This window comes from Desulfosporosinus burensis (assembly GCF_054657535.1).
Genome location: NZ_BAAHYN010000005.1, coordinates 205,670 through 224,306 on the forward strand (window position 1 = coordinate 205,670; position 18,637 = coordinate 224,306).

At 45.0% G+C, this 18,637-nt stretch carries 15 protein-coding genes; 1 reads left to right on the forward strand and 14 read right to left on the reverse strand.

The window, feature by feature from the left end:
* Positions 1 to 67: 67 nt before the first annotated feature.
* The gene (locus ACYQ3Q_RS10395) at positions 68 to 1,414 is read right to left on the reverse strand and encodes a sugar ABC transporter substrate-binding protein (protein ID WP_459928492.1); all 1,347 of its coding nucleotides are present in this window, start codon (positions 1,412 to 1,414) and stop codon (positions 68 to 70) included.
* Positions 1,415 to 1,665: 251 nt separating this feature from the next.
* On the opposite strand from ACYQ3Q_RS10395, the gene ACYQ3Q_RS10400 reads away from it, so the two are divergent.
* Complete coding sequence (locus tag ACYQ3Q_RS10400) at positions 1,666 to 2,508, forward strand: HDOD domain-containing protein (RefSeq protein ID WP_459928493.1); 843 nt, start codon at positions 1,666 to 1,668, stop codon at positions 2,506 to 2,508.
* 8 nt (positions 2,509 to 2,516) lie between these two features.
* Here the strand turns inward: ACYQ3Q_RS10400 and ACYQ3Q_RS10405 are convergent, their stop codons facing one another.
* The 13 genes from ACYQ3Q_RS10405 to ACYQ3Q_RS10465 form a co-directional block, all read right to left on the reverse strand.
* On the reverse strand, positions 2,517 to 3,551 hold the full coding sequence (locus tag ACYQ3Q_RS10405) for a hypothetical protein (RefSeq protein ID WP_459928494.1): 1,035 nt from the start codon (positions 3,549 to 3,551) through the stop codon (positions 2,517 to 2,519).
* A gap of 258 nt (positions 3,552 to 3,809) precedes the next feature.
* Complete coding sequence (locus ACYQ3Q_RS10410) at positions 3,810 to 4,991, reverse strand: S41 family peptidase (protein WP_459928495.1); 1,182 nt, start codon at positions 4,989 to 4,991, stop codon at positions 3,810 to 3,812.
* A 335-nt stretch (positions 4,992 to 5,326) separates the two neighbouring features.
* On the reverse strand, positions 5,327 to 6,472 hold the full coding sequence (locus ACYQ3Q_RS10415) for a murein hydrolase activator EnvC family protein (protein ID WP_459928496.1): 1,146 nt from the start codon (positions 6,470 to 6,472) through the stop codon (positions 5,327 to 5,329).
* 322 nt (positions 6,473 to 6,794) lie between these two features.
* A complete protein-coding gene (gene ftsX, locus ACYQ3Q_RS10420) occupies positions 6,795 to 7,685 on the reverse strand; it encodes a permease-like cell division protein FtsX (RefSeq protein WP_459928497.1) in 891 nt (296 codons plus the stop codon).
* Entirely contained in the window at positions 7,675 to 8,361 is a 687-nt protein-coding gene (gene ftsE, locus ACYQ3Q_RS10425; RefSeq protein WP_459928498.1) for a cell division ATP-binding protein FtsE, read from the reverse strand. The genes ftsX and ftsE overlap by 11 nt, the downstream gene beginning before the upstream one ends.
* Positions 8,362 to 8,609: 248 nt before the next feature.
* A complete protein-coding gene (locus ACYQ3Q_RS10430; RefSeq protein WP_459928499.1) occupies positions 8,610 to 9,554 on the reverse strand; it encodes a transketolase family protein in 945 nt (314 codons plus the stop codon).
* Positions 9,547 to 10,377, reverse strand: a complete 831-nt coding sequence (locus ACYQ3Q_RS10435) for a transketolase (protein ID WP_459928500.1) — start codon at positions 10,375 to 10,377, stop codon at positions 9,547 to 9,549. The genes ACYQ3Q_RS10430 and ACYQ3Q_RS10435 overlap by 8 nt, the downstream gene beginning before the upstream one ends.
* Positions 10,378 to 10,452: 75 nt before the next feature.
* A protein-coding gene (gene prfB / locus ACYQ3Q_RS10440) for a peptide chain release factor 2 (protein WP_459928661.1) occupies positions 10,453 to 11,557 on the reverse strand; the annotation gives its coding sequence in 2 pieces (ribosomal slippage) (positions 10,453 to 11,487 and positions 11,489 to 11,557; 1,104 coding nt in all).
* A gap of 155 nt (positions 11,558 to 11,712) precedes the next feature.
* On the reverse strand, positions 11,713 to 14,214 hold the full coding sequence (gene secA / locus ACYQ3Q_RS10445) for a preprotein translocase subunit SecA (protein ID WP_459928501.1): 2,502 nt from the start codon (positions 14,212 to 14,214) through the stop codon (positions 11,713 to 11,715).
* 258 nt (positions 14,215 to 14,472) lie between these two features.
* Positions 14,473 to 15,000, reverse strand: a complete 528-nt coding sequence (gene hpf, locus ACYQ3Q_RS10450; protein ID WP_034141299.1) for a ribosome hibernation-promoting factor, HPF/YfiA family — start codon at positions 14,998 to 15,000, stop codon at positions 14,473 to 14,475.
* Positions 15,001 to 15,170: 170 nt separating this feature from the next.
* Entirely contained in the window at positions 15,171 to 15,368 is a 198-nt protein-coding gene (locus ACYQ3Q_RS10455) for a cold-shock protein (protein WP_034141298.1), read from the reverse strand.
* Positions 15,369 to 16,959: 1,591 nt separating this feature from the next.
* Complete coding sequence (locus ACYQ3Q_RS10460) at positions 16,960 to 17,679, reverse strand: amino acid ABC transporter ATP-binding protein (RefSeq protein ID WP_034141297.1); 720 nt, start codon at positions 17,677 to 17,679, stop codon at positions 16,960 to 16,962.
* Positions 17,666 to 18,343 (reverse strand): amino acid ABC transporter permease, encoded by a 678-nt coding sequence (locus ACYQ3Q_RS10465; protein WP_459928502.1) that lies wholly within the window; start codon positions 18,341 to 18,343, stop codon positions 17,666 to 17,668. The genes ACYQ3Q_RS10460 and ACYQ3Q_RS10465 overlap by 14 nt, the downstream gene beginning before the upstream one ends.
* Positions 18,344 to 18,637: the final 294 nt, after the last annotated feature.

Sequence of the window (18,637 nt, forward strand, 5' to 3'; positions counted from 1 at the left end):
CCTACCGATGTTCGACTTTTGTTGAACGAGTTTAATTTTTCTTCGTACTCTTTTTTATTTTTTATTATTACTTCTTGTCCTCTTCTTTGTCTTTCGCCTCATCCCCTCCATCTTTCGCTTTGTCTTGTGACTGCTCTGCTTGTTGCTTAATCATTTCAGACGGCACTGTCTTTACCTGCTCATTGACGGTTTTCTCCGTGCCAATTACTTTACCTTCCGCATCAAGGTATTCTCGGTTCGTTTCTGTTTTTATCCGTTCTGTCACCTTTTTTGCTTCAGCAGGGATAGCACTAGAGCCCTTTTCTTCAGACTTTCCGCCTTTCTTAGCTTCTCCCTCTTTTCCTGCTTCTTCTTTATCTTTGCCCCCAGAAGCTTGTCCCGATGACTTTTCTTTTTTATCCTCCTGCTCTTTTGCCTTCTTATCCTGTTCAGCGCTTTTTATTGTTTTAGTGTAACTGTTTTGAATAATTGAAATGTTTTCAGGCGTTACGGCTTTAACAGCAATAATCTTGGCTGGAATTTCTCCTTGCTCACTGGTAATGGAATCACTGACCTCTAAAGGTTGCTTTTTGATTATCTTTTGTGCCCATTGATAAGCATTAACACCCTGCAAATATGGGTACGTATCAATATCTCCCATTTGAGTTCCGCTTGACATCCGCTCTATCGATGCAAGGCTAACCTGTCCTCCGACCAGACTTATTTTTTTATCTAACTGTTTCAAGACTTCGCTGGCCTGAAGTGCTAATTTTTCTGTATGAGCCAAAATCCCCTGAACGTTTTCAGGATTCTTCTGAAGGAACTCTACTAAGCCTGTTCGAGTTACTGACTCGGAACCAGGAGTACTAGCTATAGTATGAAACGTAATCTTCGGATACTTGCTTAATACTGCTTTATTACCAGCTAAGCGCTCTTGAGAGCCGCTCTCGTTTGGATCTCCCTGTAAAATCAGAACTTGCCCCTCTGAAACTTTACTTACCAGAGTTTGGGCCATCAACTCACCCGCTTTTTCCTGATCTGGAGTAATAATTCCTTCGGGCTTCACACCAGAAGGAAGTTGGGTTAAGGCTAAAATCGGTATTTCTTCCTTTTGGGATTTCTGTAATACACTTGGATCTCCCCCTTGGTAAATTAAAATTTTTGCCCCCTTTAAAGGATCTGCTTCAGATTTTTCATCCATATATTTCACTTTCGCGTTTTCTTTCTTCGCAAAATCTTCGATCCCTTTTGAGATCAGCAGTTTGTTAGGATCATCCTCATTTAAAGAAACAGCAATAATAGTTTGACTCTCCGTTTTTTTTGTCGCCGTTTTACTTTTATTTTTTCCTAAAAGGTCTTGTAGACCACAGCCAGTTATGGTTAAACTAAGACAGAGTGAAATCATGATTAATAAGAATTTAAATCTCCTCGACATGTTACACGCTCCTTTCCGGACTCAAATTTTAATTCTTTGAGTTAGCTTCCCCTCGTCTTACTTAAAAAATGCGGGGAAAAGGAGATCATGATTATGATTATAACTACTTATTCGTTCGTGGATTTATTTCTTAATTCTTATAATGTTTGATATTTTTTAGAATTTCTAAAGCTTACTTAAGGGCATTTGTCTTTAGTGCAATTAAAATCGTTCTAATTCGCATCATTGAAAATAGTGAAGGAGGTCAACAGTTGCCTATCAAGTTAGAACATATCTTAAAACGAGTTCAAGCTCTGCCCCCCCTGCCAACTTCGGCTTTACGCGTGATTGCTTTAACCAAAAATCCAGATACCTCCGTGAAAGACCTTGAAACTGTTATTGGCCGAGATCCAGCTCTCACGGCCGGTATGCTGCGCCAGGCAAATTCCGCTTATTACGGTTATGCGCGACGAATCTCTTCCCTGCAAGAAGCAATAGTCATGCTTGGCTTCCAAGTAACTCAAGGGTTAGCTATGGCTTCCGCAGTGGCCCCCTTACTGAAAACCGACCTCTTAGGGTATGGGATCGAGCAGGAAGGACTCTGGAAGCATTCCCTGTTGACTGCTATGACAGCGAAGCGTCTATGCCAACATCGAAAACTTCCCTTCGGAGATGTTGCTTTTACCGCAGGGTTGCTTCACGATATTGGCAAACTAGTTATCTCTATCTACGTACAAGAAGTAGGTCCCTATCTTCTAGAAAAGGTGAAGGAAGCAAAATTTACTTATGTAGAGCTTGAGGAAAAGGTGATCGGTTTTAATCATGCAACTGTTGGTGGATTTCTTGCTAAAACATGGTTCTTACCTCAAGATCTCGTGTCTGCTATTTCCTCCCACCATGCCCCATCCCAGGCGCAAAGTCATGTGGAACTCGCCAGTGTCGTTCACGTTGCTAACGGGCTAGCCAGTTTACTCGGGATTGGGGGCGGTGTGGACAGCTTTTTAAACCCTATACAACAAGACGCTCTCGATGGGTTAGCCCTTAAAGAAAACGATCTTGAACGTCTTATGGCAGACCTCGGAGAGTTTCTTGTCGATCCCACCTTATTTGGTTAAAGATTAGCTTATTCTTTTCTTTGTAAATCGCCTAAAATTTGATTAAGTACGGTTTCCCTATAGCTATCCAATTGATCAAAGTTCACAGTCTCCATATATTTCCCCTTTAACTGAGACCTATGCGTCTGCCAAGCTGCTAAGATCTCTACTAGTTTTTTGCTGAAAGGTCGATCTAAGCCCTGATCTTTTAAGTTTTCTGGATTGCCCTGCCAGATCGCCAAATGCCTTTCAGGAAATACAATTCCAATCACCTCATCAGGATTAAGAGGATGCAAAACAATATCGATCCTTTGTCCCAATTGCTGCGCCTCGCGTAAAACCCAATCTAAGGCGTCTAACGTTTCATCACCCTCCAACCGAATTTGATCGAAATCCGCCAGAAAATAGGGTGCCAGATTAAGCCACCCTTCAGCAGTTAAGCCGTGCAAAAAGTAAGGATTGATTACGCTTTTTTGCAAAAGTCTAAGGGCATTTTCCGCAAGCGGCCAAGGTCCGGAGTGCTCTTTCTTTACTTTAAGATGCGCGGAACTCCCTAATATCCAGGAAAGATCTTCTCTTTCCACAGGGATTTTTCCTGACCTATTCCCAATCAATGACCCAAGTTCTGCAGCTAACTCCTCTTCTAACCTCATTTGAAGCTCTTGAAGCTGATTTTCAAGCTGCAAAATCGAGGTGCGCTGCTTCTCTAAGTTTAATTCGTTACAAAAGCTGCTAAAATCAATGAATTTCTCGATGACACCTGGTGCACGCCAACGTAGCGGAGAAACCCCCATGGCATCCAGCATCGCCAAGCCCTGGCGTGGAACGATAAACCCTGCCATTGAATCCGGATCTCGCGCCGAGCGCAAAAAATCAATCTCATATCCTCGATCCAACAATTCCAGACCAATGACCTTGATTAATGTCGATTTACCGGTTCCTGGACCTCCTAATAACACATAAGCCCGTTGCCAACTTGGCATCATGTTAGGTAATAGAGATATGTAGCCCCTTGTGGTGATTCCTTCGGCAAAGTAATGTCGCACCCCGGTCTTATTTCTCATGCTGGTTACCCCCGTCGTTTTTTATGATCAGCGTAGTCTATGCAACAACGCTTGCGACGGTCACCAAATCTGAGGTTTGATATTGATATTCGTCATTCAAGCCGTGAACCAACAAGATTTGGGATTCCCTTTGGTCTCTAAATTTACTTTCTCATGCAAGAATTATTTCATTCATCAGTAGTGCCCGCGACGGCATGAGGTTTTGACTAGTAAAATTAAAGACACGCTCCGTGTAGAAGCGTGTCTTTTTGTTTTTCACTATTTCAGTTTTCCTTGTAACGTCTGAAGAGCTTTCTGAAGTTGCGGATCAAAGTTCGTGTTTAGGGGCGGAATAGTCACTTGTTGCCCTTGGGTTAGCTCAACTTTAATATCTGGTTCGATCCCCTTTTTATGAATATCCACTTTATTAGGTGTCAAATATTTGGCGGTTGTTAATTTGACACTAGTCCCTCCGTCTAATGGAAAGATAGTTTGTACAATCCCTTTGCCAAAGGTTTTTACTCCAACAATACTGGCAGTTCCCTTGTCCTTAATAGCTCCTGCTACGATCTCCGCGGCTGAAGCGCTTTCTTCATTGACTAGTACCACTAAAGGCATTCCCAAATAAGAAACCGTGGACATTTTCGTATCGATGTTGCCTTGTTTGTCGACAATGTAGACAACCGGCCCTTCTGGGATGAAGTAACTGGCAACTTGAACCGCGGCATTGAGCTCTCCACCATGGTTATACCTCATATCTAGAATAAGACCTTTGAATTTCTTAATGTCCATAGTGTTTAAGGTTTCTTTAAGCTCATTCCCAGTTTCTGAGCCAAACTGAGAAATATTGAGATAGGCTATATCCGGGTGTCCTGGTAATGCTTGCCCATCAACGGTCGGAACGGTAATGTTTTCTCTCGTCAAGCTCACCGTGAAAGTCTTATTAGTACTCTCCCTGTATAGCGCCAAGTCTACTTTTGTTCCAGGATCCCCACGCATCAAACCCACTGCTTTCTCCTGCTCCATTCCTGCGGTCTCAGTATCATTTATCTTACTGACGACATCACCTGATTGGATACCAGCCTTACTGGCCGGTGAATTCTTGATAGGGCGTAGGACGACAAGTTTCTTAGGATCTTTTAAACTAAGGACAATTCCTATTCCACCGAACTTCCCTTCAAGCACTTGAAAAAGTTCTTGGTTCTCCTTGGCATTCATATAGGTTGAATAGGGATCACCGAGTATCTCTACTATGCCTTTTGTTGCTCCTTCTACGAGCTGAACGGTTGTTACATTTTCTAAGTAATCATTGCGAATTAGCTGCACAACGTGAACTAATCTGCCCATATTATCTACGTTAGCAATAACCACCCCGCCGATTAACGTAGTAACCAATACGGAAAAGATTAGAAATACAATCCCGACGTGTTTAGCTATTCTCTTTGTGTTCCACTCCTGCAATCCAGTAACTCCTCCCCTTCTTGCACTTGTCAGAAAGTATGACTTTCTGGAAGGTCTCTTCTCGCCGTCACGACACCTTGCCATCACGACACCTTGCCATCCATGGCGGTGTTCTAATCTCGAACATCCTTGTTCGAGTCATGGCAGTGTTCTAATCTGGAACGTCCTTGTTCGAGTCATAGCGGTGTTCTAATCTGGAACGTCCTTGTTCGAGTCATGGCAGTGTTCTAACCTCAAACGTTCTTGCTCGAGTCTGGCCAGCGCTTTGGGCCAGCAATTTTCATAAGACTTGCTTTATTATATGCTTATTTCTCAGTAGAAATACTGCTTATCCGTCAGTTAGGAAAATACCGCAAAGGATCGGTAGGATTGCCGCTTACCCGTACTTCGAAATGCAGGTGCGCGCCTGTACTCCACCCTGTTGATCCGACAGCCCCAATGACTTGATCCGCTTTAACGGATTGACCTTCACTGACATCCAAGCGCGAACCATGTCCGTAGAGAGTTGATATTCCGCCACCATGGTCAATAACTATCATATTTCCATAGGCTGTATTCCAACCTGCAATCAAGACAACCCCTGATTCTGCTGCACGAATCTGCGTTCCGGTGGGAGCAACTATATCTGTTCCTGTATGCATACTTTGTTTACGTGTAATAGGGTGAGTACGCCAGCCAAAAGGACTACTAATTTCATAATACCCGGGCACTGGCCAGGTGGAAATTGACCCATTTCCAGTCACTTTTCCTGACTGGGAGGCCTGTAATTTGCGAATTCTCTCTGTCATAGCTTGAGACTCAGCTTCCAAGCGGTAAACCTCTTCATAGGCAGCTTGTTGAGCCTTCTTACTTTGATCTAAAGCCTCACGTTGTTGGGACTTTTTGTTTTCAAGCTCTTTACTAGCTAAGACAGCCTCATTTTGGATTTTTTCAGCTAGGTCTCTTTTACGCTGTAAATCAAGTGTCTTTTGTTCAATTTGAGTTTTTTGGGACTGAATATCAGTCAAAAGCTGGCGATCGTTAGACACTAATGTTGAGAAATATTCCATTCGCGTAATAAAATCGCTGAGATCGGTGGACTGAAAAAGTAATTCCAAGTGGCTAATCTGACCACTTTCATAGATTCCTCGTGCACGTTTCCCCAGTGCTAACCGGCGATCTTCCAATTCCTTTTGGGTTTGATCCAACTCTATTTGCACAGCGGCGACTTGCTCTTGGGCTTGGACATAGGCGACCTGCTTCTGAGCTAAGTTCGCTTGAGTTGTTGCAACTAGGTTTTCGATTTGAGCCAATTGAGCCTTCATAGTATCGGTTGTATAAGATATCTTATTTAGCTTTTTCTGAGCTTCAGCTTTCTGATCTAAAATATCTTTCTGCTGTTGAAGATTCTCACCAAGTTGATCGGCCCGGGAAGGCATTGCCGACGTCCCAAGCAAAAGAAGACTTATTACTAGAGTAGGTATGACTTTCTTCCCGAACAAACGACCCCTCCGTTCTTAAATAGAAAACTAAAAAGGTATTCCTCCTCTTAAAGCCCCAAGGCACACCTAGCACCTTTACGCCAAAACGCAACCAGCAAAAATATCCTCTCGCATTGCTCCACCCCCCGTCGACCCAAGCTCAGAGGAAGTTTCTTAGCTTAGAGAGCATGTGAGAGGAATTGCGTCAATGAGCGCAGTCGATAAGGCGTGAAGAAACTCAACGGTTCACATGCAGAAAGCCCAGAGGTTTTGAGTTTTAGCCTTAGCGACAAGCGAATAGCAATGGAACGAGTGCGAACGGGCTAAGAAACTTCCTCTCCCGCTAAGTACGGAGGAACTTCTGCAAGGAAATCCCGCTTCCAAGGGCACCCATTGCCATGCCTGCAAGTAAAAGTCCCACCGATACTTGGCGGAAAAGGATATCGTTCTGAACGACAGGTAAAAAGGTTAACGATGATTGAACGTACATAGTTATCGAATTGTACCCCATACCGACAATACCGGCAGCCATTGCTCCCCCAACAAGACCTAATGCTAACCCCTCGATCAGAAAGGGCCAACGAATAAAGCTGTTACTTGCACCCACCAATTTCATAATCTGGATTTCGCGGCGGCGGGAAAAGACATTCATTTTAACGTTAATCGAAATAAGGACCGTTGCTGCAATGCCAAAAGCCCCGACCACAGCAAGGCCAATCCATCTTAGCCATTGTGTAAATTTCAAGAGTTGATCGATAAATCCCTGTCCATAGCGTACTTTTGCTACCTCAGGAAGAGCAGCCACCGTCTCAGCTAGAGCTATGACATTTTGCGGATCCGTTGCTTTGATCGTCAGCTTATCACGGAAAGGGTTGGTTCCCCCTAGATCAGCCAAAAGATTACTTTGGGTCCCGCCCAACGTTTTGCCAAAATCTTTAAGCACCTCTTCCTTAGTCACTATGGTCACTGAAGCGACACCAGGCATTGCTAAAATCTGGCTTTTCAAAGCTTGTACTTGGGTAGGGGTTGTGTTGTCGTGCACAAATGTGGCAATTTCCAGTTCTGATTCAAAGGATTGCGCCATATTTGCAGCGTTGGCCAAAAAGAATATCGAGAAACCCAGGATCACCAGCGAAACCATTACGGTTATGACTGATGCAATGCTCAGCCAAGGATTGCGTTTCATAGAGTGGAACGTCTCGCGAAGGATGTAACGAGAGGAATTAAGTGTCATAGCCGTATCCCCCCTTTTCCTCGTCCCGTGCAACCCTTCCATTTTCTATGGCAATAACTCTTTTTTGCATTTTATTGACAATTGCCTTGGCATGGGTAGCCATGACTATGGTTGTCCCTCGCTTATTGATATTATAAAGCAGATCCATAATATCCCACGCAGTCTCAGGGTCGAGGTTACCCGTGGGTTCATCTGCTACTAATAGGGCAGGGTTATTAATAATTGCCCGGGCTACACAGACACGTTGTTGTTCCCCACCAGAAAGTTCATGAGGATAAGATGTTTCTTTAGCTGCCAGACCCACTAATTCTAACGTGGCTCGGGTACGACTTTTTACCTCACGCCTGGCCACGCCAATCACTTCAAGTGCGAAAGCAACATTTTCAAAGACCGTCTTATTGGGTAATAACTTAAAGTCTTGAAAGATCACTCCAATACTACGTCTTAGATAGGGTACTTCTCGTTCTTTCATTCGCACCAGATTCTTGCTATTAATCTGAACCTGCCCTCTTGTCGGGCTTTCTTCGCGATACAGTAATTTGATCAGCGTCGATTTGCCTGCACCACTGGGACCTACCAGAAAAACAAAGTCCCCTTTACCTATTTTAAGGTTTATATCGACAAGGGCTCTGGCACCGTTCAGATAAATCTTGGACACATTTGTCAATTGAATCATACTGTCCTCCTTGATTTTCGCCTGCTCCGCCCTTATTTCCCCATAACCCTTATTTTATTCGACACCAGCCGTGGATTTCCTGTCTGTAAAATTAAACATTCGCGTGTTTTGTGGCGGACTAAAAATCAAAGTCCATCCCGAATATAGAAAATTATCAAGAAGGGACCAGCATTTCCAGTTCACACCAGAACGCTAGTCCCTTCTTGATCAGATCTACCCTATCATTGTTTTGAGGAGAAGAGAGGAAATTAAATTTGCTTTTTAGCAAGGACCTCATGCACTGCTTTCATTAATTCCTGCTTCGTTAAACCATATTTTTCAAGGAGTTCCTGTGGTCGCCCTGACTCCCCAAATGTGTCTTTAAGTCCGACGCGCACCATTGGTGTGGGCTGTTTTTCCCCTAGTACCTCTGCAATTGCGCTTCCTAGTCCTCCGATAATGTTGTGTTCCTCCGCCGTCACGACGGCTCTTGTCGTCTTCGCAATCTGTACAATCGTTTCTTCATCTAGTGGTTTCACTGAGGCCACATTGACAACACTCACGCTTATTCCCTTATCAGCAAGCTCAGCGGCTGCTTCTAAGGCCATAGACACCATTACTCCATTAGCCATGATGGCAACGTCTGTCCCTTCTTTAAGGACGTTGGCCTTGCCGATCTCAAACTGATACTCTGCGCCGAAAAGCAACGGAACATCTAAGCGTCCCATCCGAATGTAAACAGGTCCGTTATATTGGGCAGCAGCCAAAACTACTTGGCGAGTTTCCTCTCCATCTGCAGGAACTAAAACCACCATATTCGGTACCGCGCGCATAATTGCTACATCTTCAATGGCCTGATGAGACCCTCCGTCCTCACCGACTGTAATTCCGGAGTGGGTAGCCGCAATTTTCACATTTAACTTAGGATAGGCAATCGAATTACGAATTTGTTCAAAGGCCCGGCCAACTGCAAAAATTGCAAAGGTGCTGGCAAAGGGAATTTTACCTGCTGCAGCAAGGCCCGCAGCCGTCCCTAAGAGGTTAGCCTCGGCAATCCCCATGTTAAAGAAACGCTCCGGATATTTCTTGGCAAAGTCAGCCGTTTTGGTCGACTTCGACAAATCTGCATCTAAAACGACGACGTTAGGATTTTCTGCCCCTAAAATTTGAAGGGCCTTGCCATACGCTTCGCGTGTCGCTACTTTATTAGCCAAGGTTCGCCGCCTCCTCCCGTAATTCTTTAAGCGCCTGTTCGCCTTGTTCCACAGAAGGAGCATTGCCGTGCCAGCCAGCTTGATCTTCCATGAAGGAAACCCCTTTGCCCTTTACTGTTTTGGCAATGATAATGGTTGGCTTGCCCTTGACTGTTTTTGCCTCGGCAAAGGCTGCCCGTAGAGAATCGACATCATGTCCATCAACTTCAATCACATGCCAACAAAATGCCCGCCACTTCTCTGTTAGCGGAGCTGAACACATGACACTATCTGTCGCTCCATCAATTTGTAAGCCGTTAAAATCTAAAACAGCGGTAACATTATCCAACTTATAGTGAGCAGCCGCCATAGCAGCTTCCCAAATTTGTCCCTCTGCCATTTCACCATCCCCGAGCAAGGCAAACACGCGATAATCCTTGCCATCCAGCTTTCCGGCTAAAGCCATTCCATTGGCTGCCGAAAGCCCTTGCCCTAAGGAACCTGTGGACATATCCACACCCGGGGTCTTTTTCATATCCGGATGCCCCTGTAGCATATGACCCGTTTGACGAAGCCCCTGTAGCTCCTCCTTTGGAAAATAACCTTTCTCTGCGAGTGCGGCGTAAAGCACGGGAGCTGCATGTCCTTTGGAAAGGACAAAGCGGTCTCGCTCCGCCCACCGCGGGTCCTGAGGATTAATTCGCATTTCGTTAAAAAATAAGGTTGCTACGATATCAGCGGCAGATAAACTCCCACCGGGATGCCCTGATTTTGCGGTTACAAGCATCGAAATAATGTCTTGACGAATAGTATTGGCCACTCGTTTCAATTCAATTGTGGTCAAGCGATCCCCTCCTTTAGTTCATTCTTAAATAACATAAGCTCAAATAAACTTGTTTGAGTTTTTGCTACTGCGGTATTATGACAATGTTTTTGTCTTCTGAAGAAACGCTGCAATAAAAGTATCGATTTCCCCATCCATTACTGCCGATACGTTGCCAGTTTCCACATTGGTTCGGTGGTCTTTTACTAGGCTGTAGGGATGGAAAACATAGGAACGAATTTGACTTCCCCAAGCAATCTCTTGTTGCTCACCGCGAATTTCGGAAATTTCAGCCTCTTGTTCCTTGCGTTTAAGTTCCAGCAACTTCGCCTGTAAAACCCGCATAGCGGCAAGTTTATTTTGTGTCTGTGAGCGTTCACTCTGACACTGAACCACGACCCCGGACGGCAAGTGTGTAATCCGAATAGCAGAATCGGTCTTGTTGACGTGCTGTCCACCCGCTCCACCGGACCGATAAGTATCTATCCTTAAGTCTTCAGTGTCAATAATTATCTCGTTATCCTCAGTTACTTCCGGTATTACATCTACAGAAGCAAACGAGGTATGACGGCGTCCTGACGCATCAAAGGGGGAAATTCGTACTAAACGATGCACACCTTTTTCTGACTTGGCATATCCGTACGCATTTTCCCCACTGAAGGACAGTGTGGCACTCTTAATTCCTGCTTCATCGCCATTTAAAAAGTCTAACGTCTCCACTTTATATCCGTGACGTTCTCCCCAGCGAATATAAAGACGATAGAGCATTTGTACCCAATCTTGAGCTTCCGTACCCCCGGCTCCAGCATGAAGGGTTAAAATAGCATTATTCCGATCATAAGGACCGGCCAGCAGTAATTCCAATTCCAAATCTTCAAACCGCCGCTGAAGTCTTCTTACACCTTGCTCAATCTCTGGTTCAAGGCTCACATCATCTTCCTCTATAGCCAACTGCCAAAGAGTCGCTGTCTCTTCAAGCTCACCCTCTAGCACTTCATAAATTTTGACTTTGCTCTGATGTAAAGCTAACTCTTGCATAATTTTTTGCGCATTGATAGGGTCATCCCATAAATTAGGGCGATGAAACTCCCCTTCTAGAAGACTAATTTTTTCGATACGCTGAGCAACGTCAAAGGGAAACCCTCAAATCTGCCAAGCTTAATGTTAACATTTCCAGTTCCTTTTTCCAATCAGAAAGCACTCTATTCACCCTTCCAAAACTATTCACTTCGAACACTAATGTCTTAACCAAAAAGTGATTACCTATATTCGAACGTTACCTGACTTAGTGAAAGCATCCTTACATAAGCGGAGCGGAACACATGGACGTGTTCCGCCGACCCTTACTTTCGCCCATTACTTTTTAACTTTACCGCAGCATTTCTTATATTTTTTCCCACTTCCGCACTCACAGAGATCGTTGCGGCCGATCTGGTCTCCAACGTGTACAGGTTTACTGGGTTCTCCCTCATAGCGGTTCTCCGTCACATTGCGTGGCTGTTCAGCAACTTCTTCTCGCACTTGGGGAGTCACTCGCATTACATAGCGAATAATATCGTCTTGAATAGAATCAATCATCGCTTGGAACATTTCAAACCCTTCACGCTTATATTCTACGAGTGGATTTTTCTGTCCATAGGCCCGCAAACCAATTCCCTCACGCAACATATCCATGGCATCAAGATGATCCATCCATTTGCTGTCCACAACCTGCAGCATTACTGCCCGTTCAATTTCTCTCATCAGGTCAGCACCGAATGACTCTTCTCGCTTTTTATAAAGTTCTGTTGCCTGCTCCATGAGCATTTCTTCAATTTCTTCCACCGAAAGATCTACGAATTGTTCAGGCTTTAAATGGATCCCCGGCAGGAAAAAGTTCTCAATATAATCGGACATACTTGACAAATCCCACTCTTCTGGGAACTGGCTTTCCCCACTAAACATAGTAATACTATCTTTAACCGCTTTTCCTAACATAACCATAACATTATCGTGGAGATTTTCCCCCATCAACACTGCAAGACGCTGGGCATAGATTACTTCACGTTGTTGATTCATAACATCGTCATAGTCTAGAACATGTTTACGAATGTCAAAGTTGCGATTCTCGACTCGACGCTGGGCGGTCTCAATAGAACGGGAAATCATTCTTGATGTAATAGGTATAGAGTCATCCATTCCTAATTTATCCATGATACCCATAATATTATCCGCACCAAACAAACGCATTAGGTCGTCTTCTAACGAAATAAAGAATTGGGTTGATCCAGGGTCCCCTTGACGTCCAGCACGACCACGCAATTGGTTATCGATACGTCGAGATTCATGTCGTTCTGTCCCGATAATATGTAAACCTCCGAGGTCAGAAACACCTTCACCTAGAATAATATCCGTCCCACGTCCAGCCATGTTTGTTGCAATCGTAACCATGCCACCCTGTCCAGCTTGGGCAACAATCTCAGCTTCTTTTTCATGGAATTTAGCATTAAGGACTTGGTGCGGAACACCACGACGCGACAAAAGAGTACTCAAATGTTCGGATTTCTCAACCGACACGGTTCCAACAAGAAGCGGCTGTCCTTTAGCATGGCGTTCAATTACACTATCTACGACCGCCAAAAACTTCCCTTCTTCTGTACGATAGATTATATCTGGCTCATCGATTCGCAACATAGGCCGATTAGTTGGGATCTCCACAACATCAAGCTTATAAATCTTCCGAAACTCTGGTTCTTCTGTCATAGCCGTTCCAGTCATACCCGAGAGTTTGTTATACATCCGAAAGTAATTCTGGAAGGTAATCGTAGCTAATGTTTGGGATTCTTTTTCAATCTTAACGCCCTCTTTGGCCTCAATCGCTTGGTGTAATCCTTCACTATAACGACGCCCAAACATCAAGCGACCTGTAAATTCGTCGACAATAATAACTTCCCCGTCTTTCACGACGTAATCACGGTCTCGTTTAAAGAGGGTTTGCGCCTTTAACCCTTGATTAACGTGATGAGCCAATTCAGTATGAATATCTTCATAAAGGTTATCCACGCCGAGCATACTTTCTACCCGACCGACACCTTTCTCCGTAAGGGTTACAACACGCTCTTTTTCAATGACTTTATAATCCTCTTCGGGTTTTAAGCGCGGAATAATCATGGCAACCCTAAAATATAGTTCTGTGGGCTTGTCCGCCTCACCAGAAATAATCAGCGGAGTCCGTGCTTCGTCCACTAGAATCGAGTCCACTTCGTCCACGATCGAATAATTTAGTTTGCGTTGAACTAAAGCCTCAGGCCTTGTGACCATATTATCACGCAAATAATCGAAGCCAAATTCGTTATTTGTACCATAAGTAATGTCTGAGGCATAACTGTTCCTACGTTCCTCATAGTTTAAGCCGTGAACTATAAGACCTACGGAAAGACCGAGGTACTGGTGAATCCGACCCATCCATTCACTATCCCGACGAGCCAAGTAATCATTGACCGTTACAACATGGACCCCTTTACCTGTCAAGGCATTCAAATAGGACGGCAAAGTCGCCACCAGGGTTTTTCCTTCCCCAGTCCGCATCTCAGCTATCCGGCCATCATGAAGCACCATGCCCCCAATTAACTGTACATCATAGTGACGCTGATTAATCACCCTTCGGCTAGCCTCACGTACCACCGCAAATGCCTCAGGCAAAAGACTGTCTAAACTTTCTCCCTGTTCCAAACGTCCTCGGAATTCAGCGGTCTTGCCACGTAATTCATCATCTCCCAGAGCTTGGATCGTCGGTTCTAAGTTATTAATCACTACAACGCGCTTTTGGTATTTCCGAATTTCTCGCGCGTTATCATCGAACAAATCAAAAAACCCCATTATGTCCACCTTTCTTAATCCTTATGTTGACTAATTTTAACATCCTTGAGAACCGACTGCAACCAAACCGAGAGATTTACTCATGGGACATTTTACCTTCTCAAGCAAAACCTTATTAATACTCAGTTTTCCCCTCATTATACTTAGTATTTTTCTCAGAGTGTGACGAAAGGCCCGCCAATGCGGACCTTTCGCTTGTAAAATGCAACTTTTCCAACCGATCCCAAGTTACTTACCCTGCTTGAGGTTAATTAAAATTTAAGTCTGAGGTTGAAGCAACCCATAGTCTCCATTATTACGAAGGTAGACCACATTCATTTCTTGACTTTCTGAATTGGTAAACACAAAGAAAGTATGACCAATCAGATTCATCTGCATTATCGCTTCTTCTACCGACATGGGCTTGGCAGGGAACTTTTTATTTCGAACAACTTCTTCACGAGGCTCATCATTCACTGCTGATTGCTTAGGTTCATGGTCTTTAAGTACTTTTGACCGCATTCGTTTATTAATACGTGTCCGATATTTATCAATTTGACGTTCTAACTTTTCAACGACCATGTCGATTGAAGAATACATATCTTCTGTTTCTTCTTCGCCGCGCAAAATCATACCATGGAGTGGGGCTGTTACCTCCACACGATGTCGATCGCGCTCGACAAGCAAGGTGACTTGAACGTCCACAAACTCATCCGAGTATTTGGCTAATTTACCTACTCGTTTCATAACATACTCTTTAAGGGCGTCTGTTAGTTCGATATGTTTACCGCGAATATTAATGTTCATTAATTTCAACCCCCTTCTATGTTGCTATATTAGTAATATTCCCGCTTTACACAAAAAATCCTGCAAATTTATAATGTTTACCGCTTATATTTTTTTGCTAACATCCAAAAGAGAGAACCGTTCTTATCTTTTAACGATCCTCTCTTTTGGCAGATTCTTTAATAACTCTATTAACGAACCATCACATTCGAAGCTTGTTCACCTCTTGGGCCTTGAATAACATCGAATTCAACAGACTGTCCTTCTTCAAGCGTCCGAAATCCATCTCCAATAACCGATTGAAAGTGCACAAAAATATCTTGCCCACTTTCTTGTTCAATGAATCCGAAACCCTTCTGTTTACTAAACCATTTGACTTTACCTACCACTTAAAAAAACCCTCCTTGAAATGTTAAAATTCTTAGCTCAAAGCTTAATGCTTAATGCTTAAGGCATACAACCCAAGCTTAAGAATTACCTCATACTTTATGAGGATACCCAGCATTGATAAAGTTTAAACGTTAATTAAAACGATGATCAATATTCGGTGTTCCGGCGTTCGATACAAGAGGTTTAACAGCTCAGCTCGCTACCCGTCCAGCCCGTCAGCGGCGTAACGTGCAGACGCGTGCAGAAAAGCGCTCCTCGGACCTAACAAGCCTAACCCCAGTAGCGCCTTTCTATACAGCGACCACATCCACTTCTCCAAAGCTCCACCCCAAAGGAGCGCTTTTCTGCTAAGCGGATGCTTCAGTGAAGCCGCTTCTCCAAACGAGCGCCGACGGTTCGCGCCCCCGTAGCGCGCCGCAGGTTCACATGCAGATTCCCCAGAGGTTCGGACGCGCTCGCGAACCGTCCAGCCTCGTCAAGCGGCGTAACGTGCAGACGCGTGCAGAAAAGCGCTCCTCCTCCGTAGCCAAGCCCGAGAAGCGCCTTTCTACAAAGCGACCACATCCACTTTCCCTAGACCCCACCCCAAAGGAGCGCTTTTCTGCTAAGCGGATGCTTCAGTGAAGCCGCTTCTCCAAACGAGCGCCGACGGTTCGCCCCCCGTCAGCGCGCCGCAGGTTCACATGCAGATTGCCCAGAGGTTCGGACGCGCTCGCGAACCGTCCAGCTCGTCCAGCGGCGTAACGTGCAGACGCGTGCAGAAAAGCGCTCCTCGGGCCTATCCTATCCCAGCCCCAAAAGCGCCTTTCTATAAAGCGACCACATTCACTCCCCATAGCTCCACCCCAAAGGAGCGCTTTTCTGCTAAGCGGATGCTTCAGTGAAGCCGCTTCTCCAAACGAGCGCCGACGGTTCGCCCCCCGTCAGCGCGCCGCAGGTTCACATGCAGATTGCCCAGAGGTTCGGACGCGCTCGCGAACCGTCCAGCTCGTCCAGCGGCGTAACGTGCAGACGCGTGCAGAAAAGCGCTCCTCGGGCCTATCCTATCCCAGCCCCAAAAGCGCCTTTCTATAAAGCGACCACATTCACTCCCCATAGCTCCACCCCAAAGGAGCGCTTTTCTGCTAAGCGGATGCTTCAGTGAAGCCGCTTCTCCAAACGAGCGCCGACGGTTCGCCCCCCGTCAGCGCGCCGCAGGTTCACATGCAGATTGCCCAGAGGTTCGGACGCGCTCGCGAACCGTCCAGCTCGTCCAGCGGCGTAACGTGCAGACGCGTGCAGAAAAGCGCTCCTCGGGCCTATCCTATCCCAGCCCCAAAAGCGCCTTTCTATAAAGCGACCACATTCACTCCCCATAGCTCCACCCCAAAGGAGCGCTTTTCTGCTAAGCGGATGCTTCAGTGAAGCCGCTTCTCCAAACGAGCGCCGACGGTTCGCCCCCCGTCAGCGCGCCGCAGGTTCACATGCAGATTGCCCAGAGGTTCGGACGCGCTCGCGAACCGTCCAGCTCGTCCAGCGGCGTAACGTGCAGACGCGTGCAGAAAAGCGCTCCTCGGGCCTAACCCCAAGAAAGCGCTTTATACAAAAAGCTTACAATATTTTACTCAAAAACGCCTGCGTCCTTGGATTCTTGGGATGCTCAAACACCTCGTTCGGCTCTCCCTCTTCCATAATTATCCCTTCATCCATAAAAATTACCCGATCTCCGACTTCGCGGGCAAATCCCATCTCGTGAGTCACAACGACCATTGTCATCCCTTCACGAGCTAAATCTTTCATAACCGCAAGAACCTCTCCCACCATTTCAGGATCGAGAGCGGACGTGGTTTCATCAAAAAGCATAATCTTCGGCTTCATTGCTAAGGCTCGGGCGATTGCAACCCTTTGTTGTTGCCCACCTGAAAGGCGATCTGGATATTCATCGGCTTTATCAGATAAGCCAACCTTTTCTAAAAGTTCCAACCCGATCTTGCGTGCTTCTGCCTTACTTGTTTTGCGTACAACCTCTTGAGCTAGTATTATATTTTGGATTGCTGTCATATGCGGGAAGAGGTTAAAACGTTGGAAAACCATGCCTACTTCTCGCCGTATTGCATTAACATTCACCTCAGAGTTAAGAGGAATTCCGTCAACAATAATCTCTCCGCTGGTTGGCTCTTCAAGTTTATTGAGACAGCGCAAGAAGGTGCTTTTTCCTGAACCACTGGGGCCAATGACAACTACAACTTCCTTTTCCCGAATATGACAATCTATTCCTTTAAGAACTTCCAGTTTGCCAAAGTATTTATGCAAATTCTTAACGAAGATCATTCTTACCCAGCCTCCTCTCCATATAGGCAACCCATTGGGTAATTAATTGGGTCATGACGAGGTAATACAAGGCAGCAGCTATATACATGGGAATAGGTTGATAGGTTCGCCCAGCGATAATCTTGGCGCTGTAGAAAAGTTCTTGGATCGCAATAATCGATAATAGAGAAGAATCTTTAAGTAAGGCAATAAACTCATTGCCCAAGGGTGGTATAACCCGTTTAAACGCTTGGGGTAGAATCACATACCGTAAGGACTGACTATGAGTCATTCCCAACGACCGAGCCGCTTCTGATTGCCCACGGTCAATTGACTGAATTCCGGCCCTAAATATTTCGGCAATATACGCACCGGAATTTAGGCCCATCGCCAGGACTCCAGCAATATATTGATAGTCATCAGGCAAGGTTTCCCAATTAAGGAGTTTAGGCACTAAAAAATAGACTAGAAAAATTTGGACTAGTAATGGGGTTCCTCTAAAAAAATCTATATAGCCGATTGCCCCTATGCGTAGCAACCTGTTCTTGGACAAACGCGCCAACGCCATAAAAAGTCCAATAACAAGTCCAATCATGACTGCACCGGCTGTCAGCTCCAAAGTAAGTAATGCGGCTTTATTTAGAATGGGGATGCTATCTATGGCTGCTTTCCAGTTTTGACCCACAAAAAATCCTCCTTCTTCATAATAATGAGTATGCAAGATGTCTAAAGGTTATTTATCTGCATAAAATTATACATTTTACTGTAAACTTATACAAGTAAAAAACGCTTCCCTAGTATTGTCTTGTTTATACACAACAAGCTCTAATTATAACATGAGGATTGGCTAATTCAAGCCCCAATTTCTCCCTTAGACCTCTAATTCCAGCTTTCTATATCTCCTGAAATTTGCGAGTAGGCCCAAAAAATAAAGGAAGGCACAACATCAAGTGCCTTCCTTATTTTTTTCATTACAAGT

Bases quoted from the DNA above. Each gene is read 5' to 3' on its own strand.
- ACYQ3Q_RS10460 (WP_034141297.1), bottom strand. From the start codon at position 17,679: ATGATCTTCGTTAAGAATTTGCATAAATACTTTGGCAAACTGGAAGTT.
- ftsE (WP_459928498.1), bottom strand. From the start codon at position 8,361: ATGATTCAATTGACAAATGTGTCCAAGATTTATCTGAACGGTGCCAGA.
- ACYQ3Q_RS10405 (WP_459928494.1), bottom strand. From the start codon at position 3,551: ATGAGAAATAAGACCGGGGTGCGACATTACTTTGCCGAAGGAATCACC.
- hpf (WP_034141299.1), bottom strand. From the start codon at position 15,000: ATGAACATTAATATTCGCGGTAAACATATCGAACTAACAGACGCCCTT.
- ACYQ3Q_RS10395 (WP_459928492.1), bottom strand. From the start codon at position 1,414: ATGTCGAGGAGATTTAAATTCTTATTAATCATGATTTCACTCTGTCTT.
- secA (WP_459928501.1), bottom strand. From the start codon at position 14,214: ATGGGGTTTTTTGATTTGTTCGATGATAACGCGCGAGAAATTCGGAAA.
- ftsX (WP_459928497.1), bottom strand. From the start codon at position 7,685: ATGACACTTAATTCCTCTCGTTACATCCTTCGCGAGACGTTCCACTCT.